The organism is Asticcacaulis sp. AC402, assembly GCF_000495835.1.
In the GTDB taxonomy this organism is placed as follows: Bacteria; Pseudomonadota; Alphaproteobacteria; order Caulobacterales; family Caulobacteraceae; genus Asticcacaulis.
In genome coordinates this window covers 96,267-116,347 of record NZ_AWGC01000012.1, presented here as the reverse complement: position 1 = coordinate 116,347, position 20,081 = coordinate 96,267, and the positions used below count along the sequence as shown (strand labels likewise).

General features: G+C 61.0%; 25 protein-coding genes and 1 other RNA gene. 20 read left to right on the top strand and 6 right to left on the bottom strand.

Annotated elements, in window-relative coordinates; translation table 11 throughout:
* Positions 1-242 precede the first annotated feature (242 nt).
* Both ABAC402_RS26915 and ABAC402_RS26910 read left to right on the top strand, forming a co-directional pair.
* Positions 243-479, top strand: coding sequence for a CopG family ribbon-helix-helix protein (locus ABAC402_RS26915; protein WP_023448808.1), 237 nt, complete (start codon positions 243-245; stop codon positions 477-479).
* Positions 479-754, top strand: coding sequence for a type II toxin-antitoxin system RelE/ParE family toxin (locus tag ABAC402_RS26910; RefSeq protein ID WP_023448807.1), 276 nt, complete (start codon positions 479-481; stop codon positions 752-754). Before ABAC402_RS26915 ends, ABAC402_RS26910 begins: the two co-directional genes overlap by 1 nt.
* Here the strand turns inward: ABAC402_RS26910 and ABAC402_RS41085 are convergent, their stop codons facing one another.
* The 3 genes from ABAC402_RS41085 to ABAC402_RS26900 form a co-directional block, all read right to left on the bottom strand.
* The gene (locus tag ABAC402_RS41085; protein WP_082179871.1) at positions 755-979 is read right to left on the bottom strand and encodes an EAL domain-containing protein; all 225 of its coding nucleotides are present in this window, start codon (positions 977-979) and stop codon (positions 755-757) included. It lies immediately after the preceding gene.
* A 20-nt stretch (positions 980-999) separates the two neighbouring features.
* On the bottom strand, positions 1,000-1,251 hold the full coding sequence (locus ABAC402_RS26905) for a hypothetical protein (RefSeq protein ID WP_023448805.1): 252 nt from the start codon (positions 1,249-1,251) through the stop codon (positions 1,000-1,002).
* Between the two features lie 101 nt (positions 1,252-1,352).
* Positions 1,353-2,162, bottom strand: coding sequence for a hypothetical protein (locus ABAC402_RS26900; RefSeq protein ID WP_023448804.1), 810 nt, complete (start codon positions 2,160-2,162; stop codon positions 1,353-1,355).
* Between the two features lie 158 nt (positions 2,163-2,320).
* Between ABAC402_RS26900 and ABAC402_RS26895 the strand changes: the two genes are divergently transcribed.
* The 13 genes from ABAC402_RS26895 (at position 2,321) to ABAC402_RS26840 (ending at position 13,901) form a co-directional block, all read left to right on the top strand.
* Positions 2,321-2,998: a molecular chaperone DjiA gene (locus ABAC402_RS26895; protein WP_023448803.1), complete on the top strand. Its 678-nt coding sequence runs from the start codon at positions 2,321-2,323 to the stop codon at positions 2,996-2,998.
* Between the two features lie 202 nt (positions 2,999-3,200).
* Positions 3,201-3,521, top strand: coding sequence for a hypothetical protein (locus ABAC402_RS26890; protein ID WP_023448802.1), 321 nt, complete (start codon positions 3,201-3,203; stop codon positions 3,519-3,521).
* A gap of 14 nt (positions 3,522-3,535) precedes the next feature.
* Positions 3,536-4,291 carry an N-acetylmuramoyl-L-alanine amidase gene (locus tag ABAC402_RS26885; RefSeq protein WP_023448801.1) on the top strand — a complete coding sequence of 252 codons (756 nt, stop codon included), beginning with the start codon at positions 3,536-3,538 and terminating at the stop codon, positions 4,289-4,291.
* A 1-nt stretch (position 4,292) separates the two neighbouring features.
* Positions 4,293-4,664: a DUF423 domain-containing protein gene (locus tag ABAC402_RS26880; protein WP_023448800.1), complete on the top strand. Its 372-nt coding sequence runs from the start codon at positions 4,293-4,295 to the stop codon at positions 4,662-4,664.
* A 34-nt stretch (positions 4,665-4,698) separates the two neighbouring features.
* Positions 4,699-5,086, top strand: an RNA gene (gene rnpB / locus ABAC402_RS39175) — RNase P RNA component class A.
* Between the two features lie 133 nt (positions 5,087-5,219).
* Positions 5,220-6,560 (top strand): APC family permease, encoded by a 1,341-nt coding sequence (locus ABAC402_RS26875; protein WP_023448799.1) that lies wholly within the window; start codon positions 5,220-5,222, stop codon positions 6,558-6,560.
* Between the two features lie 10 nt (positions 6,561-6,570).
* Entirely contained in the window at positions 6,571-7,605 is a 1,035-nt protein-coding gene (locus ABAC402_RS26870; RefSeq protein WP_031235329.1) for an aromatic ring-hydroxylating dioxygenase subunit alpha, read from the top strand.
* A 715-nt stretch (positions 7,606-8,320) separates the two neighbouring features.
* The gene (locus ABAC402_RS26865) at positions 8,321-8,782 is read left to right on the top strand and encodes a division/cell wall cluster transcriptional repressor MraZ (RefSeq protein ID WP_040409854.1); all 462 of its coding nucleotides are present in this window, start codon (positions 8,321-8,323) and stop codon (positions 8,780-8,782) included.
* Positions 8,779-9,747: a 16S rRNA (cytosine(1402)-N(4))-methyltransferase RsmH gene (gene rsmH / locus ABAC402_RS26860; protein ID WP_023448796.1), complete on the top strand. Its 969-nt coding sequence runs from the start codon at positions 8,779-8,781 to the stop codon at positions 9,745-9,747. Before ABAC402_RS26865 ends, rsmH begins: the two co-directional genes overlap by 4 nt.
* Positions 9,744-10,226, top strand: coding sequence for a hypothetical protein (locus ABAC402_RS26855; protein WP_023448795.1), 483 nt, complete (start codon positions 9,744-9,746; stop codon positions 10,224-10,226). The genes rsmH and ABAC402_RS26855 overlap by 4 nt, the downstream gene beginning before the upstream one ends.
* Positions 10,226-11,980 (top strand): penicillin-binding protein 2, encoded by a 1,755-nt coding sequence (locus tag ABAC402_RS26850; protein ID WP_023448794.1) that lies wholly within the window; start codon positions 10,226-10,228, stop codon positions 11,978-11,980. The genes ABAC402_RS26855 and ABAC402_RS26850 overlap by 1 nt, the downstream gene beginning before the upstream one ends.
* Positions 11,980-13,458 carry a UDP-N-acetylmuramoyl-L-alanyl-D-glutamate--2,6-diaminopimelate ligase gene (locus ABAC402_RS26845; RefSeq protein ID WP_023448793.1) on the top strand — a complete coding sequence of 493 codons (1,479 nt, stop codon included), beginning with the start codon at positions 11,980-11,982 and terminating at the stop codon, positions 13,456-13,458. The genes ABAC402_RS26850 and ABAC402_RS26845 overlap by 1 nt, the downstream gene beginning before the upstream one ends.
* Positions 13,455-13,901, top strand: a complete 447-nt coding sequence (locus ABAC402_RS26840; RefSeq protein WP_155847337.1) for a hypothetical protein — start codon at positions 13,455-13,457, stop codon at positions 13,899-13,901. Before ABAC402_RS26845 ends, ABAC402_RS26840 begins: the two co-directional genes overlap by 4 nt.
* Here the strand turns inward: ABAC402_RS26840 and ABAC402_RS26835 are convergent.
* Together ABAC402_RS26835 and ABAC402_RS26830 are read right to left on the bottom strand one after the other, a co-directional pair.
* Positions 13,894-14,295, bottom strand: a complete 402-nt coding sequence (locus ABAC402_RS26835) for a VOC family protein (protein WP_023448791.1) — start codon at positions 14,293-14,295, stop codon at positions 13,894-13,896. The genes ABAC402_RS26840 and ABAC402_RS26835 overlap by 8 nt on opposite strands.
* A gap of 500 nt (positions 14,296-14,795) precedes the next feature.
* A complete protein-coding gene (locus ABAC402_RS26830) occupies positions 14,796-15,383 on the bottom strand; it encodes a nitroreductase family protein (RefSeq protein WP_023448790.1) in 588 nt (195 codons plus the stop codon).
* Between the two features lie 118 nt (positions 15,384-15,501).
* Between ABAC402_RS26830 and ABAC402_RS26825 the strand changes: the two genes are divergently transcribed.
* The 4 genes from ABAC402_RS26825 to ABAC402_RS41225 all read left to right on the top strand — a co-directional run bounded on the left by ABAC402_RS26825 (position 15,502) and on the right by ABAC402_RS41225 (position 18,462).
* Positions 15,502-16,281 carry a dienelactone hydrolase family protein gene (locus tag ABAC402_RS26825; protein ID WP_023448789.1) on the top strand — a complete coding sequence of 260 codons (780 nt, stop codon included), beginning with the start codon at positions 15,502-15,504 and terminating at the stop codon, positions 16,279-16,281.
* 208 nt (positions 16,282-16,489) lie between these two features.
* Entirely contained in the window at positions 16,490-17,266 is a 777-nt protein-coding gene (locus ABAC402_RS26820) for a dienelactone hydrolase family protein (protein WP_023448788.1), read from the top strand.
* The gene (locus ABAC402_RS26815; protein WP_023448787.1) at positions 17,266-18,018 is read left to right on the top strand and encodes a dienelactone hydrolase family protein; all 753 of its coding nucleotides are present in this window, start codon (positions 17,266-17,268) and stop codon (positions 18,016-18,018) included. Before ABAC402_RS26820 ends, ABAC402_RS26815 begins: the two co-directional genes overlap by 1 nt.
* A gap of 105 nt (positions 18,019-18,123) precedes the next feature.
* Positions 18,124-18,462, top strand: coding sequence for a DUF3601 domain-containing protein (locus ABAC402_RS41225; protein WP_369751372.1), 339 nt, complete (start codon positions 18,124-18,126; stop codon positions 18,460-18,462).
* A 12-nt stretch (positions 18,463-18,474) separates the two neighbouring features.
* Here the strand turns inward: ABAC402_RS41225 and ABAC402_RS26810 are convergent, their stop codons facing one another.
* Positions 18,475-19,113 carry a class I SAM-dependent methyltransferase gene (locus tag ABAC402_RS26810; RefSeq protein ID WP_023448786.1) on the bottom strand — a complete coding sequence of 213 codons (639 nt, stop codon included), beginning with the start codon at positions 19,111-19,113 and terminating at the stop codon, positions 18,475-18,477.
* An 85-nt stretch (positions 19,114-19,198) separates the two neighbouring features.
* Between ABAC402_RS26810 and ABAC402_RS26805 the strand changes: the two genes are divergently transcribed.
* Complete coding sequence (locus tag ABAC402_RS26805) at positions 19,199-20,080, top strand: LysR family transcriptional regulator (RefSeq protein WP_023448785.1); 882 nt, start codon at positions 19,199-19,201, stop codon at positions 20,078-20,080.
* Position 20,081 lies beyond the last annotated feature (1 nt).

The window sequence follows — 20,081 nt, the reverse complement described above, 5'->3', positions numbered from 1 at the left end:
GAGTCAAGATTTTCGCGGGTTGGTATTATACCAAGCCTCATAAAGAATGACGCTTGGTATTCGTTTTTTTCAGCTCAAGCGCCGGACTAGGCGCCCCCCATGGCTCCTCGCGTAAGCTCGGGCGGCCAAGAAGCGTTCTTTGGCGCGCTTGCCAATCCACGATGAGTCAAGGTCATCGTGGATTGGAATTAGTCGAATTTAATCAGGTTGACGAAAATTGATTAGAAGCGCACTCTCGGTTCATGCAAACCCGTACTGTCACCGCCCATATCCCCGTCGAATTGGCCGAGCAGGTCGATGCCTATGCCAACAAGCTTGAGCGTCCGCGCGGCTGGATCGTCAAACAAGCCTTGCAGAACTGGGTCTTCCTGGAAGAGCGCCGGCATCAGATGATGCTCGAAGGGCTGAGGGACATCGACGAAGGCCGTGTCGTCGACCACGCGGAGATCGTCGCCTGGGCCAAGACCCTCCGTGACTGATGACGATTCAATGGTCCTTGGCCGCGCAGAGAGATCTTGTCCGCTTGGCGGACTTTCTTAAGCCGGTTAATCCGCGCGCAGCAGCGCAAGTCGTTCACAATATCATCGCGGCCGTCGAAAAGCTGGCCGACTTTCCCGAACTTGCGCCACGAATCGAAGGCCAGGATGACCGGGATATCCGTTCGCTGATGATAGGTGATTACAATTTGCACTACGAAATCAAGGGCGACTCACTTCTGATCGTCCGTATCTGGCATGGTCGCGAAGACCGCTGATCACCCCAGCTCCAGCAAACGTGCTTCCGCCACTTCTATCGCGTCAGGGCGGCCGAACACATAGCCCTGAGCCTCCTTGCAGCCTTCCAGCTTCAAAAGGTCCAGTTGGCTGCGCATCTCGATGCCTTCGGCCAATACCCTGATCTCCAGATTGCGGCCCAGGGTGCGAGGCGATGGATTACTCGAGAAAAGTGCGTATACCTGTCTATACCAAGAAGCGGCCACAGCTCGTTAACAGCTGATGTTCAGCCCTTGGCATAGCCACGCGCGATCGTTTGTGGCCCCGCCTTGCCCTGCAACAGAGCCTGAGCCTCGCCGGACAGCGAGACCACATCCCATTTGCGGTTCAGGGCATCCTTCACAACAGGCAGCGCCTTGGGCATTGGACTGGCGTATTTGCCGACGTAGTCAGCCTCCTTCGGCTGGTACTTGCCGATATAGTCCTGAAGCTGCGGGCGAAAGATCGCCGCTCCGTGGGTAAAGATGGGTCCGCTCATGGCCGCTACGCGTCGCTTGTTACGCCTCCCGGTGGGTAATCAGACGTTAAAACTACCGCGCGCGGCTAAACAACCAGTTGTTAAAAGAGCTTAACGCAGGGTTACCGGCTTTCGGGCTTGCTCTCAGTGGCGGCCTTGGTTCCAGAATCGGCTTCCGGCAGTTTCGGCAGTGCCTTGGCCTGGTTGACGCGGCGGCCAATCGTGTTTGTAGCGATTGGCGCGTCCGGGTCGGATAAATCCGCGGTCTGGGCCGTCAGGATCGGCTTGGGCAGTTCGTTATAGTCGTGCGGTCCGCCCGAGGTCAGAACCCTCTCGATGGCGTCCAGCTCCGCATCGGTCGACATTTCGGCGAACAGGTTGGGATGGCCCGACAGGCGCACGGCGGCGTGTTCGCAATCACCTGGCAATTGCCAGGTTGTATGAGCGCCGGCCGCCTTTTTCAGGTCCGAGGCACGAGCGCCCTTCCAGCCATCATAACCTAACTGGCGTGCGGTTTCCGCCTCCGCGTGGCCGGCAGGGGTTCCGCCCTTGCCCGACAGGGTCAGTGCGGCCTCATAGGCGCGCAGATAGGAGCGGCCAATTGTCAGCAGGGTTTCGTCGACCGGCAGGACGGAATCGACCTGTTGCGCCAGCTCCATGTTACCCGACAGGACGCCATGGCACCAGGCGACGCGCTGATAATCGTCAGTCGGAGCGTCGGCTATGACCGGGGCATGGATGGATCCGTCCAGATTGAAACCCGTGTTGACCTCTGCGCTGACGGCGACCGGTGCCACAACGGGGGCGGTTTTTACCACCTTGGCAGCGGTGGCCCGCTTGCGTTTGGGCTTGGCATCGGCGGGCGCCACGGCGGCACTCAGGGCAAACAGGCTGGCGGTCAGGCTGAGAACGGTCGCGGTCAACAGGCGCAAGGACAAACTCCGGAACAATCGATCACCACGTCTTATACAGCAACAAAGGCAAAAAATCGGCGCACTTTTTGCCGCTTTTCCCAACCAGGATGCGTTACAAAAACTTTAGGACATGTTTTGCCTAAATTCGGCTACACTCCCCCCTTAAGGGAGTTTCCATGTCGTTTTGGAAAAGTTTGGCGCAGCGGGCGGTCCGTCACTTCGACGCCGCCGAGTGTGTGGAATGCCCCAAGGGGCCGCCTGGCGCCGATCCCGCCTTTGCAACGGCGGTAACGGCCCTGGGCGCCAAGCTGGCTATGGCAGACGGCCTGGCTCAAGAGGTCGAACAGCAAGCCTTCCTCAGCGTCTTCCAACCTGACGCGGCGGCGCGACGCGACGTACTGCGTCTTTATGACCTGGCGCGCCAGACCAGCCTTGGCTTTGAATCCTACGCCCGCCGCCTGGCCAGGCGGTATGTCAACTGCCCGCAGATTCTCGAAGATGTCCTGGAAGGCCTGTTCCATATCGCCGTGGCGGATGGCCAGCTGAGCGACCCGGAAGAAACCTATCTCGAGACCGTCGCCGACCTGTTCGGTCTGTCGCGGACGGTTTACCGCAAGGTCCGCGCCGGCTATGTCGCGCCCGACGAACACGATCCCTATTACATTCTGGGCCTGACACCCCAGGCGTCGGACGAGGACATCCGTCTGGCTCGCCGGAAGCGACTGATCGAATATCACCCCGATACCGTGCGTGCCCGCGGGTTGCCGGCGGATTTCGAGGTGTTGTACACGCGCAAGGCAGCCCTGATCAACGACGCCTATGATCAGATCAGCCGCGAACGGGCCTTGATGTGACTCGACGCTTAAATAGCGTGCGGCGGCGATTGAGCTCAACACTGTAACGAGATCGTGAGTGTTGGCAAATTGCCAGTCATGTTTAAAAAAATGTTAAAATCTGGTGTAGCAGACTGGCCAGAGGTTGACGGCGGGCAAATTCGTGCCAATCTGTACTGTGCGGGTCAAACTCCAGGTCCCAGCGTGTGAGGTTTCCAGTTTCATGTCCGATCAAGACACAAGCTTTGCGGTATTTTCGCGGACCTATCGGCCCTGGGGTCAGGTGCGGCGCAAGAACTTGATTTCGCGTATCCTCTACGCGATGGCCATGACCCTTGTCGGCCTCGCTGTCCTGGCTGGGCTGGCCGTTCTGCTTGTTATGGCTGGCATGGTTGTGGTCGTTGGCGTTGTCGCCTTCGCCCTGATGGCCGTAGCGGCGCTGTTCACGCGCAAACCTTCGAAGGTGTTCGTCCGTACCCAGCAACCTCGCGCCGATGGTGTCATCGAAGCGCGTAAAAAAGGCTCGACCTGGACGGTTTACTGACCGTAAGAAGGGCTATGGCCCTGATCGAACTGCCGTCACCCAATTTCAACGAACGTACGTCACCGCCCGACATGGTAGTGGTGCATTACACCGGCATGCGCACGGCGAAAGACGCGCTGGACCGCTTATGTGATCCGGTGGCCAAGGTCTCCTCCCATTACTGTATCGACGAAGACGGCAGCGTGTATCGCCTCGTCGCCGAAGAACGTCGCGCCTGGCATGCCGGTGTCTCTTTTTGGAAGGGTGCGACCGATATCAACGGCCTGTCCATCGGTATCGAGATCGTCAATCCTGGCCATGAATTCGGCTATCGCGATTTTCCCAGCGCTCAGGTCGATGCCGCGATCGGCTTGCTGGACGACATCCGATCACGCTGGGACATCGCGGATTCGCGTATCCTTGGTCATTCCGACGTCGCGCCGGGACGTAAACAAGACCCCGGCGAGCGCTTTCCCTGGGAGACTCTGGCCGATCATGGCCACGGCGTATGGGTCAACCCGACCCTGCCGCCGGAAGGCGTAATGGGCCCGCCCCTGACAATCGGTGACACGGGCCCGGGTGTCTTTGCCCTGCAGGGGGCTCTGGGCAAGCTGGGCTACGACCTCCTGCCCGGCGGTCCCTTTGATGTTGAGACCGCGACCATAGTCCGTGCCTTTCAACGCCACTGGGTGCCAGCTGTTATCGGCACACCAGACGAGTGCCGTGCGGACGCCCTGACCCGCGTGCGGTTGATGGCCGTGCTGCGACACGTAACCCTGATGGAGGCCTGACATGGCGAATGCACCTGAGCGGGATTCGGTCCTGCCTTATTTCTTTGCCGGACTGTGGGGCCTGGCTGGCGTGATCATGCTGGCCATGGGGTCGCACCCACCGGCGCAGGGTATCCTGGCGACCGGCGGCCAGTTACTGCTGTTTCACGCCGCCGCCGTCATGGCCGTGGCAAACCAGCGCGCTTTCGGCGGTATCTATAAACGCGCGGCCCTGGCCTTGTTGCTGGTCGGACCCGCGATGTTCGCTGCGGAAATTGCCATACACGCCTCGACGGGGACGCAGGTGCCGCTGCTGGCGCCGATCGGTGGCGGTGCAACCATCCTTGGCTGGCTGTGCGTGGCCATTGGCGCCATCAGAACGCAGAAGACTTGATTCCGGTGCGAAACCGGCGCACACAGGCGTCGGGCCAGATGACCGGGCGGTCGCGGAACTTCCCCACCAGGGGTGTTTCGAGGAAAGTCCGGGCTCCACGGTAATATGACGGCGGGTAACGCCCGCCAAGGGTGACCTTAGGGATAGCGCCACAGAAAGCAAACCGCCTTATTCCGATAAGGCAAGGGTGAAAGGGTGCGGTAAGAGCGCACCGCGCGGCCGGTAACGGAAGCGGCATGGCAAGCCCCGTCAGGAGCAAGACCAAATAGGAACGGCGCGTTCGGTGGCAACATCGGACAGGGCATTACCGCCCCGGACCGTTCGGGTAGGTTGCGTGAGCCGTCCGGCGACGGGCGGCCAAGAGGAATGATCGCCACGACGGCAACGTCGTACAGAACCCGGCTTACAGGTCATCTGGCCCATCAGCTTCGTTATCTTGACCCTGCGCGTTGGTGCCGCGATGGAAGGCCCCGTGGCGGATGCTGTTGCCGCCGAAACGACCACTCTTGACGCGGGCGTAAGCCGGGCGCAGTCTACGCGGTTTGGGAGGCGCGTATGGACTCAGCGAAAAAAGTCGGCCTGTGGGACATCGTCCTATACGCCACCGCGATGAATTTCGGCATCCGCTGGCTGGCCACGGGCGCTGCGACTGGCCCCGTCGCGATTCCCATCTGGATCGCAGCCGCCATCCTGTTTCTGGTCCCGTTATCCCTGGCCACCATGGCGCTGTCGGAGAAATTCCCCGGCGAAGGCGCCATCTATGCCTGGACGCGCGATACCATGGGACCGTTCGCCGGCTTCCTGTGCGGCTGGATCTACTGGGCCTGCAACCTGCCGTTCTTCGCCGCCCTGCTGGTCTTCGTCGTAAACCTGGTCGGCCGCGCCATCGGCGGTGAGGCCGGCGCTGCCCTGACTCAGCCGACCGGCGTCCTCATTGCCTCGACCGTCACCATCGTCGTCATCGGCTGGCTGCACAGCCGCGGTATCGGTATCGGCAAATGGCTGTCGTCAGCCGGCGCTGTGGTGTCGATCCTGCTGCTGGTGTTCCTGATCGGAACAGGCTTCTGGCTTGCCGCGACCACCGGTCCGGCGACCGATTTTGCCGCGGCCGATTACCTGCCGGAGTTGGACGCCAATGCCGCTATCCTGTGGGCAACCATGGTCTTTGCCTATGGCGGTGCCGAAGGGGTGGCCCTGTTGCGCAGCGAAGCCAGGGGCGGCGTCAAGACCATCGTCACCGCCTTGATCATGGTCGGTGTCGGTTTGGCCATCGCCTATGCCCTGGGGACCGCGGCCATGCTGATGATCCTGCCGCAGGACATGGCATCGCGACTGGATGGTTTGCCGGGCGCCCTGGGCGTCGCGGCTGAGAAGATAGGCCTGGCCGCTGCTGGACCGTGGTTGACGGCCGGCCTCGCTCTGGTGATGCTGGGCGGGCTGAATGCCTGGTTCGGGGTGTCGGCGCGCCTGCCGTTTGCCGCCGGGATCGACCATGTCCTGCCGCCGGCCATCGGCCGCCAGGACCCGAAGACCGGCGCGCCCTATGTCGCCATTTGGCTGCAAACCGCTCTGGTGGTGATCATCATGATCTTCAGTCAGGCCGGGGTCAAAACCCTGGCCGGAGTTTACGACTTCATCGTCGCCATGAGCACCTTTTCATACACCCTGCCGTTCCTGTTCCTGTTCGGAGCCTGGTGGGTGGCTGACCCGCGGCCACGGTCGCGCTGGATTGCCGTTCTCGGCTTTATCGTAGCTCTGAGCGGTGTCCTGTGCAGCTTCGTGCCGTCGGAAGGCGACTGGGCGACGACCTTCAAGCTTATGTTCGCCGCGGCAGTCCTGGTCCTGTCGGGCGCGGCGATCTATGGCTGGTACTTGATCCGCAGGCCCAAACCATGAGAGCAAAGTCATGAGCCACGATACTGCACCAAAAATGAGCGCGGTGGTCACCGCGCCGGCCGATTGGTATGTCGACCCCGCCCTTTGGCAGGTCGAGCGCCGCAACGTCTTCGGCGGCAACTGGCAGTTCCTTTGCCACGAAAGCGATGTCGCGGCGCCCCGGCAATGGCGTGCCGATGTCCTGGCTGGCTACCCGGTCGTGGCCGTGCGCGGTGATGACGGGATCTTGCGCGGCTTTCACAATGTCTGCCGCCATCGGGCCGGGCCGCTGGTGAAGGACGAGGCGGGCACCTGCGACGGCCATCTCACCTGCGAGTACCACGGCTGGAAGTACATGCTGGACGGCCGGCTGCGCATGGCGCGCGACTTCGGTGCGGCCTCCGATTTCGACCCGCGGGATTACGGTTTGTTCCCCATCCGCCTGGCCGTGTGGCGCGGCCTGGTCTTTGCCGGCCTGAACGAGGTTCTGCCTGACCTTGACGAAGATCTGAAGCCGCTGGACGCGCGACTTGGCGTGCTCGACTGGTCAGGTTTCAAGGTCGGTCTGCGCCGCTCGCACCTGCTGGACTGCAACTGGAAGACCTATGTCGAGAACTATCTCGAAGGTTATCACGTCCCCAATGTCCATCCGGGCCTCGATGCCGAAATCCTGTCGGACCAGTACAAGGTCACCGTCGATGGCAAGGTGGCGCTGCATGAGGTACCGCCGCGCTCCCATGATGCGGTGTATGACGGCGTTTGGGCGTGGCTGTGGCCGAACGTGGCCATCAACGTCTATCAGCGCGGTCTGATGATCGAACGCATGTCGCCGGTCGGCCATGATAAGACGCGGCTGGACTACACCTATCTGACGCCGGGCGGCGAAACCGTGGCGGCTGAAACGCTTGCCATGTCCGATCAGGTCACGGCCGAGGACAAGTGGATTGCCGAAAGGGTCCAGGAAAATCTCAATGCCGGCGTTTACCGCACTGGCCGCCTGTCGCCCAAGCACGAAATCGCCGTGGCCGCCTTCCAGACCTGGGTCCGCGACGCCCTGAAGATCTGACGCTTAAAGCGCAATCCGATAAAGTGTGACGCACTTTTTGGGATTCGCTCAAATACAAAGCCTCATAAAGAATGACGCTTGGTATTCGCTTTTTTTTCAGCTCAAACGCCGCATGGCTCCTCGCAAAAGCTCGGGCGCGCAGTCGCGCTTGCCAACCCACGATGAGTCAAGATTTTCGCGGGTTGGTATAATACCAAGCCTCATAAAGAATGACGCTTGGTATTCGCATTTCTTCAGCTCAAACGCCGGACTAGGCGCCCCCCATGGCTCCTCGCAAAAGCTCGGGCGGGCAAGAAGCGTTCTTTGGCGCCCTTGCCAATCCAGGATGAGTCAAGGTCATCGTGGATTGGTATAAGTGCGGTGAGTTGAGGGGCGCAGGCCCTTATCTCGGACGATAGGGGCCATCTGCCTTTTTCATCCCCCGTCATCACGGTGAAATCCGGGATGGATCGCCACCTTTTACAAAAATATTATATGAATCAGCCTTTTGGCGCAAAGTTCCGCGCACTTTCTCTCATATGTTCTATGTATGTTCCTGTTATTGCTGTCTTTTCCTCTTCAGAATCCGGTTTAAGTGTGGCCCAGAGTCATTGCATCCCATTTAATCCCATGTTAACCGTGAAGGCGTGGTGTGGCGCCCCGGTGCCGTCCAGGCTGGGTTATTACGGGGTCAGTTTTATATTCCAGGGAGCGGGCTGATTGGCCCGGCGTGGGCGTGTTTCTCTCGAGTCACGAGAAGCAGTTGGATGTTAAGCGGCGGCTCCTGGTGCCGTCGGACTACCGCGGCTCTGCGCTTCAATCCCACGACGGTGTCGAACCCTTTGAAGGCGTCTACTGTTTCGCCGCCATCAACGCCCCTTGCCTCGAATGCGGTGGCGCTGCCTTTTTCGCCACCTATCGCGACGTTATCGACGAATACCCCAAGCTGTCGCCGACGCGCACCGCCCTGCAGCGCCGCTTTTACGCCTCGATGAACAGGCTGGCGTTCGATACTGCCGGCCGTATCACCCTGCCCGAAAAGCTGTGCGCGCAGTTCAATCTCACTGGCGACGTCGTTCTGGCCGGCCTGGGGGAATCCTTCCAGATATGGGAACCGCGCGCCTACGACGCCTGGGCCGCCGAACAAGACAAGCTGGTCGAGGACGCGTTCGCCAAGCGGGAGGCGCTTTATCAATGAGCGACGTAGCACCCGCCCACCTCTCCGTCATGCTGCCCGAAGTGTTAACCGTACTCGGTAACCTTGACGGTAAGCTGATCGTCGATGGAACCTTCGGCGCGGGCGGCTATTCACGCGCCTTCCTGCGAGGCGGCGCCCATGTCGTGGCCTTCGACCGCGATGCCCGGGTGCGCCCATTCGTCGAGGCGCTGAACCAGGAGTTCCCCGGCCGCTTCCAATGGGTGAACCGGTGCTTCTCCGAAATGGCCGAGGGCCTTGCCGAGTTGGGCCACGCCTCGTGCGACGCCATCGTGCTCGATATCGGTGTGTCGTCGATGCAACTCGATGAGGCCGAGCGGGGCTTTTCCTTCATGCGTGACGGGCCGCTGGACATGCGGATGAGCGTCGAGGGCCGTTCAGCCGCTGATATCGTCAATGATGACGACAAGGACGACATCGCTCACATCATTTGGCTTTACGGGGAAGAGCACAAGTCGCGCGCCATCGCGTCGGCCATCGTCCGCCGGCGCGAAGCCCAGCCGTTCGCGCGCACACTTGACCTGGCTGAGGTGGTCGAGCGCGCCCTCGGCGGCCGTCGAGGCGCTCCGGTCCATCCGGCGACGCGGACGTTTCAAGCTTTACGTATCGCGGTCAATGACGAACTGGGTGAGCTGGAACGCGTGCTCGAGATCGCGCAGACTCTGTTAAAGCCCGACGGCGTTCTCGCCGTGGTTACATTTCACTCGCTCGAGGATCGTATCGTTAAGAACTTCTTTAACGAAGGTTCGGGTAAGGTGGTCGGTGGTTCGCGCTTTTCGCCGCAGAATTTGGCGCCGCAGAAGATGGCCGCGCGCGCTCCCTATACCCTCATTACCCCGAAGGCGGTCAAGGCGTCCGACGCCGAAATTGCCGTCAATCCGCGTTCGCGGTCGGCCAAGCTGCGTGCTGTGCGCAGGATTTCGGCCCCCGCAGGAGTTGTGACATGAACGCCGTCCTTCGCCTCTTCGAACAACGTGTTCGCGGTATCCGGCTGATCGAGCTGGTCGGCATTTTGCTGGCCCTGGCGATGATCTTTTGGGTTTGTCTGTCAAAGGCGCGCGAAGGCGAGGATATCCGCCGCATGAACGAACTGGACGCCCAGATCGCGGCTGAGCAGGGAGCCGTCCAGACCCTGAAGATAAAAGTCGCCCAACTGGAGAAGCCATCTCGCCTGGAAGCCCTGGCCAGGCAGTATCTCGGCATGCAGCCCGTGACGGCCGCCCATGAGGCCGATATTGACTCCCTGGGTGACATTTCGCGTGCCACCTCCCGGCCAGTGACCCAGCCCGGACCGGCACCCGCAGCGCAAACACCTCCGTTAACCCCTGCTGCCCCGGATACGCCGCAAGAGCCCGACCTGATCACCACTGGCAAGATCATCACTGGCAAGGTCATCACTGGCAAGTCACCGAACGGAGGCCATTGATGCGAGTTTCGCTGTTCGAATCGACGCAATCGGGTTTTCAATGGGTGGCCGACCGCGTATGGAAGGTGGAGCACGCCTTTGAGCGCGCCAACGCCGCCAACAAGAAGGCAACCTCGACACGCATGCGGATATTTGCTGTGCTGTGTGGTCTGGCGTTTGCCTACGTCATTCTGATGCTGTTTGCCGCGCGTGCCTCCCTGTCCGGTTCGCCCGGTAATATGGCAGCCCTGACCGGTGCCCCCAATGCGCGTGCCTCTCTGGTCGACCGCAACGGTCAACTGCTCGCCACCGATGTCAAAGACTATAACCTGTTTGTCGACCCGACAGACATGACCGCCGAGGACCGGGTCCTGGTCCGCCAGGCCTTGATGCAGATATTCCCCAACCTGCCGCGAGAGGATATCGCCAGGGTTTTCACCAGCGGCAAGCGCATGCTGCTGACCACGAACCTCAAGGCCTCCGAACGCGAGCGCATTTTGAACTACGGCCTTCCCGGCGTCAGCTTCGAAGGCCAGCTGGTGCGCGATTATCCCCTTGCCGAAACCGGCGCGGCCTATATCGGCATGACCCAGCGCGGGGGCGACGGCCTGTCCGGAGCCGAAAAAGCGCTTCAGCACGATATTCGTCAGGCCGCACTGAACAACCAGCCGGTGGTCCTCGCCATGGACCTGCGTATCCAGGGCGCGTTGGAAAACGAATTGCGTGCCATGGCGGTCGATCAAAAAGCCGAAGACGCCATCGGCATCGTGACCAATGTCCGCACCGGCGAAATTCTGGCTATGGCGTCGTGGCCGGAATTCGACCTCAACAAGCCGGGATCCTATGACGAGCAGGCCAAGCGCAACCATGCTGCCGTCGACCGCTACGAACTGGGCTCGATCTTCAAGGCGGTCTCGGTCGGCATCGGCCTGGATACCGGCACGGCCTCGATGAATTCGATCTACGATGTCCGCCAGCCCCTGGTGGTCGGCGGTCGCAAGATTCACGACGACCACGCCGCCAACGCCATCATCGGGTTGGAGGACGTCTTCATCAAGTCGTCCAATATCGGCACCGGCCAGTTGGCTCTGGCGTCGGGCGCTGGCAACTTCACCCGCTATTACGAGGCCTTGGGCTTGTTCCGTTCGGCCGATACCGAGCTGACGGAGCCCGCGGCACCGCTATACCCGAAGAAATGGACCGACCTGTCCCTTGTCCAGACGGCTTTCGGCCAGGGTATGGCCATTACGCCGCTCAGTTTTGCCGAGGCTATCGGCCCCTTGCTGAATGGCGGCTACCGCCGGCCGCTGACCATCCGCAAATACGACGGCACTTCGCCAATCGGTGGTACGCGCGTCTTCTCCGCCGCCACGTCACGGACAATGCTGGACCTCATGCGGTCGAATGTTGTCAAAGGCACAGGCGGGCGCGCCAATGCGCCGGGTCTTCGCGTCGGCGGCAAGACCGGCACGGCGCAAAAGCCCGAGAACGGCCGCTACCTCAATAACCGCGTCTCGTCCTTTGCGGGCGTTTTTCCGACGGACGGCGCGCTCGACGGCGATCGTTATCTGGTTCTGGTCATCGTCGACTCGCCCCAAGGTGGGTCTATGAGCAACGGATCGAAAATGGGCGGAATGGTCGCCGCCCCGGTTGTCGGCCGCGTCATCGACCGCGTAGCGCCTTTCCTCGGCGTCCAACGAAAAGAGGATAAGTTCACCATGGCGCAGTGGGATATGGCCCCGGTCGCGCCAGAAGACGTCACAGGGGAAGAGTAATGAGTACAGTGCGTTTGTCGGAAATCCTGCGTCGGGATCTTGATCACGATCCGCTGGTCACCGGGGTGACGGCGGACAGCCGCAAGGTCGACAAGGGGACGCTGTTCTGCGCCCTGCCCGGAACGGCAATCGATGGGCGCGACTTCATCCCCCAGGCCCTGGCCAAGGGGGCGGCGGCCGTTCTGGCGCCCGACGATACCGCCGCCTTCGACTCGGCCGAATCCCCTCTGGTCAAGGTGGCAGATGTCCGCCGGGCCTACGCTCTGGCCGCCAAGGCTTTTTACGGTTCTCAGCCCAAGACCTGTGTTGCTGTCACAGGCACCAACGGCAAGACCAGCGTCGCGACCTTTTGCCGTCAGATATTCGCCACCCTGGGGCATAAGTCAGCCAGCATGGGCACCCTGGGCGTCGTCAAGTCCGATCTCGACGGCACCGAAACAGCGGTCACCGGCCCGGGCCTGACTACACCGGACGCGGCCGACATGGCGCGTCACCTCTGCGAACTGGCCGCCGACGGCGTTTCTCACCTGGCGCTGGAAGCCTCGTCGCACGGTATCGACCAGCGCCGCCTTGATGGTGTATCGCTGACGGCTGCCGGCTTCACCAATCTCACCCAGGACCATCTCGACTATCACGCCACCATGGACGCCTACCGGACGGCCAAGCTGCGGCTATTCGAAAGCCTGCTGCCGCGGGGCCGCACTGCCGTTCTGAACGCCGATTCCGACGCCTACAACAGTTTCGCCGCCATGTGTGTGTTGTCCGGTGTCGGCGTTCTCAGCGTCGGCGAACGTGGCCGCGGACTGGCCATGGTCGGGCGCGACCTGACGGTCGACGGCCAGATCCTGTTCATTGAGCATCAGGGTAAGTCGTACGAGACAAAGCTACCGCTGGCGGGCCTGTTCCAGGCCTCGAACGCCCTGGTGGCCGCCGGCCTGTGCATTGCCGCCGGCGAGGATGCGCCCGCTGTCATCCACGCATTGTCAAAGTTGAAAGGGGCGCGTGGCAGGCTCGAGCGGGTCGGTGCCAAGCGCAATGCCGGCGAGGTCTATGTCGACTATGCCCATACGCCGGATGGGCTGGAGACGGTGCTCAAGGCACTGCGTCCTCACACCCAGGGCAAGCTGGTCGTGGTCTTCGGCTGCGGTGGCGACCGCGACAAGGGCAAGCGGCCGCAGATGGGCGCCATTGCCGACAAACTGGCCGACCGGGCTATCGTGACCGACGACAATCCCCGCAGCGAAGCGCCGGCGACCATCCGCGCCGAGGTCCTGGCCGGCATGTCGAGTTTTGGTTTGAAGGAGGGTGCCATCGAGATTGGCGACCGCAAGAAGGCCATCTTCGAAGCGGTCTCAGGGTTGAAGACCGGAGATGTCCTCGTGGTGGCTGGCAAGGGGCATGAGCAGGGCCAGATCGTCGGTGACAAGGTGCTGCCCTTCGACGATGTCGCCGTGGTCCAGCAGGCGCTGAACCTGTGAGATCCGCGGCCGTCCTGATCTGCTTTTTGGCTATGGCGGCGTGCGAAAAGGCGCCGGAACCCGCTGCCGCCGCCAAGGTCGAGGTGTCGGCTTTGCCTCGGACGCAAACGGATTTTCTGACAGCCCTGGCGATGACCTCAAATCCGGCCGGCGTTGACCGCTTCTGTACGGCTTTCACGACGACGCCGGGGTTCGCGGACTGGGTGGCGACGGTGCGTGACTCACAGACGTCGACCCTGAACCGGTCGATCGGGATCACCTTCGATGTTGGTGACGGCATCAAGCTGGAACAGGTCGTCCAGGCCGACAATTCCCTGCATGAAGCGGTTGAGCGGTTGTTGATCGGCGACAAGGTGACGATCAGCGGAGCCTTCACCCACGGCAATGGAGAGTGCGGTTATTCGCTGGACAGCTTCGGGATTCGCCTGAGCGACATCAGGTGATATAGCGGTCCCAAAAGCTTTCGGTGGGCGCGACTTGCTCGACTACATCGACCCACAGGCCGGACGGATCGTGGAAGCCGAACCGCAATTGGCCAAAAGGCTCACGCGTCAGCGGGTACTCGGGTGTGCCCTTGAAGGCGGCCAAAGCGCTCGTGGCGTCCTCGACCTGTAATTCAAAACACATGCCCTTGCCGCTGAAAGGTTCCGGACCTGGAGGGGCCGAGGGGTGATCGGGATGCATAAAGGCCAAGGTGACTGAACCCTCTTCGGCCTGGAGGAGTACGAACCAACTCGCCTCGAACACAACTTCGAAATCCAAGGTGTCTCGCCAGAAATCCCGGCAGGCGAACAGCTTCGGTGTGACGATGATGGGATAGCGATCGACAAAGCGCATGGAGGTCCTCCTTGGGGTGAGGAGATTTTCGTCGTGGTTGCGTCAATTTTCGGCAGGAGCGCAGTAGAAACCCCTCTCTCCGTTCTTCACGGGGAAAGGTTAAGGTGAGGGGCATCGGAACGGTCCGGTGCACAATCGTCCTGCTGGAGCGCGATGAGTTTTGATGGAATCAAAATCCCGCGCTAGGTTTTTGTTTTATCGCGCAATTTACCCCAAAAGTGCCTTCCACTTTATCGGATTGCGCTCCAATACCAACCCTCGATGACCTTGACTCATCGCGGGTTGGCAAGCACGCCAGCGTACGTTTCTGGGGCGCCCGAGCTTTTGCGAGGCGCCATGGGGGGCGCCTAGTCCGGCGCTTGAGCAAAAAAAAAGCGAAGACCAAGCGTCATTCTTTATGAGGCTTGGTATAAAGCCCTCGGCCTCGCCGCTCCGATCGCCCACGCTTCGCTCGGCTTTCAACCTTTCTCCACAGGCGGGGAGACGTAAAGATAGCCCGCCTACCCGCCTATCTTCCCCTTGAACGCCATGTCGGACAGAGGTTGCCGGGTCGATGGCGATTCGCGGCTTTGCAGCGACTCCGACAAGGTTGCCGGATCACCCTGGTAGCCAATGGCAATCCCGGCCTCCAGCTTCAGGTTCTCGTTCAGCCCCAGGATCAGCGGCGCCTTTTCGAATTCCAGCCCGCCCATGCCGTGCGCCACCAGACCCATGCTGTTGGCCTGTAAAGCCAGCGACATCCATGCCGCGCCGGCGTCGAAACTGTGGGTGGCAACCGGGCGTACTCCGTCAAACGACTTGACCGATACGACAAAGATCAACGCCGCCGAGCGCTTGGCCCAGTCTTCGTTGAAGGGGATCAGAAGGCTTAGCAGGCTGTCGAATTCCGGCTCGCCCTTGAGGCCATAGATAAATCGCCACGGCTGAAGGTTGGACGCCGACGGTGCCCAGCGCGCGGCCTCCAGCAGGGTCAGGATCTGATCCTCTGTCACCGTCTGGTCGGTAAAGGCCCTCGGCGACCAGCGCTGGGTGAACATGGGCAGGATGTCGCGGGTGGCTTGGCGCGTGTCTGTCTGGCTATCGGCCATGGGGAGGCTCCGATTTAACTGGTAATTGCAGGCGAATTCTGATTGATCCCCCAAGGGATCAGCTGTCAATTCGTAACTATTATTGTGACAGTTCTGGCCAAAATCAAGAGGTGTGCGCGTGCTGGATACTGTCGAACGTCGATTTGCACGCCTGGAACCGTACATCACCGTCTATGGGCCCCAAGACGACTTGGCTCGCCCCGCAGTCCTGTTGTTCCATGCCTGCAACGGGGTGCGCGATCACATTCACGGCTATGCCCGTCTGGTAGAGGCGGCCGGCTACCGCGCTTTTGTCATCGATTCCTTTGGTCCGCGCGGCTGGGATGAATCGGCGGGGATGAGCCTGGTCTGTTCCGGCCTGGCCTTGCACGGCTACGAGCGCTCGGGCGACGTCCTGGCGGCAGCCTGGGGTATCGGCCGCCGCAGCGATGTCGATGCCGATCGCCTGGTCCTGGCTGGATGGAGCCACGGCGGATGGGCGATCATGGACCTGATGACGCAGAAACTGACACGCGACGGCGAAGCCCGGCTGCAAGACCCCGATCCCGCGCCCCTGGCTGGCGTCAAGGGGGTGTTCCTGGTTTATCCCTATGCCAACTTCCCGGCGCGGTCGAACATCCACCACTGGTTTTATACGCCCAGGACCAGGGTCGTCCTGCCGAGGCAGGACTTTCTTACCGCCCACAGCCATTCGGAAACCGTCTTTCGCCACCTGGCCGACGAAGGCCTGCCGGTCGATATCCTGACCTTGAACGCGACTCATTGTTTTGATGAAGACAGCCCCCTTCATTTTGGGCCGTTCATGACCTATGATAAGGCTTCGCATCAGGCGACGGGCGCAGCGCTGGGTACGTTTTTGACCGAGACGTTTGGACTGGCGCAAACGCCGGTTTTGTAACAATATGCCGCGTGTGCGGCGGGGCGGGGACGTGGACAAGCCCTTTTCATTTTGCCTGGAGCGCGTTTCGATCCGAAAGACCCGGATCGGCGCTCCGAGCTTTGTTTTGAGCTCTTGTTTTGAGCTTTTGTTTTGACGCGCATCTTTATCCGAAAAGTGTGTTGCACTTTTCGGGTTGCGCTCTGAGGCAATGAGGGACTGACTATCCATGGATACACTTGAAGAGCGCTATGCCCTGCTGACGCCGGACGTCACGGTCTATGGACCGAAGGATGATGACGTGCGGCCGGCGGTCATACTGTTTCACGGCTGCGGCGGCATGCGTGAGCACATCCACACCTATGCCCAGGCGGCGGCAGACCTCGGCGTCCGCGCCTATGTCGTTGACTCGTTCAAACCTCGTGGCTGGGATCGCAACTTCGCCGTCTCTCTTATCTGCACCGGCGCCGTAATGCAGGGCTATGAACGCTCGGGCGACGTCCTGGCCATGCTGTGGGGGCTGAAACAGTCGGGCAGGGTCGACATGACAAAAGTCATCCTGGCCGGTTTCAGCCACGGCGGCTGGGCGATCATGGACCTTATGACCGAAAAGCTCGACAAGACCGGTGCTGCCAAGGTGAAGGATCCCGATTCCGCCCTGGCCGATGGCGTAGCGGGTGTGTTCCTGGTCTATCCCTATATCAACTTCCCGGCGCGTTCGAACCGCAAGCCGTGGGTTCGTGCACCTAAAACTTTTGCCGTCCTGGCCGAAAAGGATCACCTGACGCCGATTAAACATGCCGGCAAGGTGTTTGACAATATCAAGGCCGGCGGCGCGTCGGTCGATCTCCTGACGCTTGAGGCCAGCCACGCCTTCGACGAAAAGGAAAACCAGGGTATGGTGATGAGTTTTTCCGAGGAAGCCATGCACCGGTCGATGGACGCCATGATCGCCTTTATTCGTACCACCTTCGCCCTGGAGCCGGCGCGAGAGGCAATAATGTAATGGACACGATGGCGGAGCGCTTCGAGCGGCTTATGCCGCATGTTCAGGTCTACGGGCCGCCCGACGGGCACCCGCGTCCCGCTGTGCTGGTCTTCCATGGGTGCGGCGGCATCGCTGGCAACATGGCCATGTATGCGCAGGTCGCCGCGGTCCAGGGCGTGCGTGTCTTTATCGTCGATTCCTATACTCCGCGCGGCTGGAGCCGCAAATTTGGCGGAAACTTCGTCTGCAAGGGCTTCAAGCTGCGCGGTTTCGAGCGCTCGGGCGATGTCCTGGCCATGCTGTGGGGCTTGAGCCGGCGCTATGAGGTCGACCCCAAGCGGTTGATGCTGGCCGGGTGGAGCCACGGCGCCTGGGCGATCATGGATCTGATGACTCAGGAACTGGCGCGGCCAGGGGAGGCTCGCCTCGCCGATCCGGATCCAAAGCCACTGGATGGGGTGAGGGGATTGTTCCTGGCCTATCCCTATATCAACTTTCTGGCGCGGTCGGTGACCCGACCGTGGCACCACAAGCCACCGGTTTTTACCGTGCTGACCCTGAAGGATCACCTGGCCAGCTACAGGCAGTCGCTTCAGCTGATCAAAGCCCTGCGAGCGCAAGGTGTATCGGTCGAAACCATGACCCTGGATTCCACTCACGCCTTCGACGAAGAGGGCATCGATAAGACCAGGATCATGCGCTACGACGAAGCGGGGCTGCAATCGACCCTGGATGCGTTCGGCGCGTTTACAAAGCAGGTGTTGCTGTAATTAGTCGCGATTGATGGCCAACACAAACGGCTACGAAAAGCCGCTTATACCAAGCCTCGTAAAGAATGACGCTTGGTATTCGCATTTTTTCAGCTCAAGCGCCGCATGGCTCCTCGCATAAGCTCGGGCGCGCAGTCGCGCTTGCCAGCCCGCGATGAGTCAAGGTCATCGCGGGCTGGTATTAGACATCTCGAGGTCAATCAACGCTATCAAATTGCGATGGAGTTTACTGACTATGACGGCAGACTTCATCCCGCGGGTGAGAGTTGGACATATATGGGACACGGCTTCCTGCCGTATGAGGACGGATTAACCCTTTTCGTCAGAGTTAACGCGGAAACAGAATGCCAGTGGGTGCGTTTGCGATGGCGACCTGAGCAGCAAGGCGAAATCATCGATCGGGTCGAAGGGTATATTCGACCGGTTTTTGCCACCCACAGTTAAATGCCGTTCGGTTCAGACCTTCCTGGCGACGATAAACGGCCGGGTGTCCTTGCCCTTTGAAGCGTGGCGAGCGACTTCGACAATCTCAAACCCTGCCGACATGATCACCGTTTCCAACTGACGCGCCGAGAAGATCACGACATTGGGCGCCTGACCGAAAGCCTGCATCACCGGTATGGCCAGCTGGATCAGCGGGTTCATATCTTTCAGGCACGCAGTCTTGGTGATGAACAACCCGCCGGGCTTCAGGAAGCTGCGCGCGCGCCGCACGGCATCCGACAGGCTGGGGACCAGATGCAGGATATTGAAGCCCAGGACCGAATCAAACGAGTCGGGCGCGGCATTGAGATCGTCCAGGGTCGTGGCCGCGAACTCGAGCCCGGCAACAGGGTTTTCGGCCAGCTTCTCGCGGGCGATGGTAACCATCTCGCCGGAGACATCGGTCGCCAGATAAGACCCGCTATGGGGCGCCAGCTTCAACGCCGTTGAGCCTGTGCCGCAGCCGAATTCCAGCACGCGATCGGTTGCTTTGAGATAATGCCGGGTCCGCTCAAGGGTGCGCTCATAGCCGGCCTGATCCTCGATCTTGTCGGCAGCGTATTTGCGCGCGATACGATCCCAGAAGCGGGCGTCCTTGGTAGTGTTCTGCATGGTGTCTCCTGTGGTGACCTAAGGCTTAGCATATACAGATAGGAATGATATTGCCGAAATATGCACATCGCTTATACGTATGTGCATGAGTATTCCCGACTGGAACCAGCTTCGCGCCTTTTACGCCACCGCCGTGCATGGCTCGTTGTCGTCGGCGGCGCGCGAGATCGGTCTGACCCAGCCGACCCTGTCGCGTCAGATCATGGCCCTTGAATCAAGTCTGGGCGTAACTCTGTTCGAGCGGGTGGGTAAGCGGCTGGTTCTGACGGAGACGGGTCACGGCCTGCTGGAACACGCGCGCGTCATGGGCGAGGCGGCCCTGGCGACCCGGGTTTCCGCCACCGGCCACTCCGAAGCCGTAGGCGGTCGGGTCAGCATCAGTGCGACGGATTCCTATGCCGCCTATATGTTGCCTGACATCCTGGCGCGCGTACGGCGTGACGCGCCCCAGGTCACGATCGTGGTCATCTCCTCCAACAAGCTTAGCGACCTGCGCCGGCGCGAGGCCGACATCGCCCTGCGCCACGTCCGCCCCGACGAGCCTGACCTGATCGGCCGGATGATCCGCACATCGAAGGCTGGTTTTTACGCCAGCCGTGGCTGGGTGGAAAGGCATGGCATGCCGCAAAAGCCCGGCGATATCGCGGCCGACCTGATCGGATTCGACGATGTCGCACAGTTTGCCGCCTACATGCGCGGCGTTGGCATACCCGTAGAGGGCCACGATCTTCGACTGATTTCGGAAAGCACGGTGGTGGTGTGGGAGTTGGTTCGCCGCGGACTTGGCGTTGGCGCCATGCTCGCTGAGATCGCCGCGCGAACTCCCGACGTGGTCAATGTCCTGCCGGACATGCCGCCCATCGAAGTGCCGCTGTGGCTGGTTACCCATCGCGAACTGCGGACCAGCCGCCGGATACGTCTTGTGTATGATCTCCTGGCCGAGGAATTGTCGCGTCTGGAGGCTTGAC

Coding starts and splice junctions, on each gene's coding strand:
- ABAC402_RS26910 (WP_023448807.1), top strand. CDS start 479: ATGACGATTCAATGGTCCTTGGCCGCGCAGAGAGATCTTGTCCGCTTG.
- ABAC402_RS26905 (WP_023448805.1), bottom strand. CDS start 1,251: ATGAGCGGACCCATCTTTACCCACGGAGCGGCGATCTTTCGCCCGCAG.
- ABAC402_RS26835 (WP_023448791.1), bottom strand. CDS start 14,295: ATGCGCTTTGTCGATCGCTATCCCATCATCGTCACACCGAAGCTGTTC.
- ABAC402_RS26820 (WP_023448788.1), top strand. CDS start 16,490: ATGGATACACTTGAAGAGCGCTATGCCCTGCTGACGCCGGACGTCACG.
- ABAC402_RS26885 (WP_023448801.1), top strand. CDS start 3,536: ATGGCCCTGATCGAACTGCCGTCACCCAATTTCAACGAACGTACGTCA.
- rsmH (WP_023448796.1), top strand. CDS start 8,779: ATGAGCGACGTAGCACCCGCCCACCTCTCCGTCATGCTGCCCGAAGTG.
- ABAC402_RS26805 (WP_023448785.1), top strand. CDS start 19,199: ATGAGTATTCCCGACTGGAACCAGCTTCGCGCCTTTTACGCCACCGCC.
- ABAC402_RS26875 (WP_023448799.1), top strand. CDS start 5,220: ATGGACTCAGCGAAAAAAGTCGGCCTGTGGGACATCGTCCTATACGCC.
- ABAC402_RS26870 (WP_031235329.1), top strand. CDS start 6,571: ATGAGCCACGATACTGCACCAAAAATGAGCGCGGTGGTCACCGCGCCG.
- ABAC402_RS26915 (WP_023448808.1), top strand. CDS start 243: ATGCAAACCCGTACTGTCACCGCCCATATCCCCGTCGAATTGGCCGAG.
- ABAC402_RS26850 (WP_023448794.1), top strand. CDS start 10,226: ATGCGAGTTTCGCTGTTCGAATCGACGCAATCGGGTTTTCAATGGGTG.
- ABAC402_RS26815 (WP_023448787.1), top strand. CDS start 17,266: ATGGACACGATGGCGGAGCGCTTCGAGCGGCTTATGCCGCATGTTCAG.
- ABAC402_RS26880 (WP_023448800.1), top strand. CDS start 4,293: ATGGCGAATGCACCTGAGCGGGATTCGGTCCTGCCTTATTTCTTTGCC.
- ABAC402_RS26855 (WP_023448795.1), top strand. CDS start 9,744: ATGAACGCCGTCCTTCGCCTCTTCGAACAACGTGTTCGCGGTATCCGG.
- ABAC402_RS26895 (WP_023448803.1), top strand. CDS start 2,321: ATGTCGTTTTGGAAAAGTTTGGCGCAGCGGGCGGTCCGTCACTTCGAC.
- ABAC402_RS41225 (WP_369751372.1), top strand. CDS start 18,124: ATGGCTCCTCGCATAAGCTCGGGCGCGCAGTCGCGCTTGCCAGCCCGC.
- ABAC402_RS26845 (WP_023448793.1), top strand. CDS start 11,980: ATGAGTACAGTGCGTTTGTCGGAAATCCTGCGTCGGGATCTTGATCAC.
- ABAC402_RS26810 (WP_023448786.1), bottom strand. CDS start 19,113: ATGCAGAACACTACCAAGGACGCCCGCTTCTGGGATCGTATCGCGCGC.
- ABAC402_RS26830 (WP_023448790.1), bottom strand. CDS start 15,383: ATGGCCGATAGCCAGACAGACACGCGCCAAGCCACCCGCGACATCCTG.
- ABAC402_RS26890 (WP_023448802.1), top strand. CDS start 3,201: ATGTCCGATCAAGACACAAGCTTTGCGGTATTTTCGCGGACCTATCGG.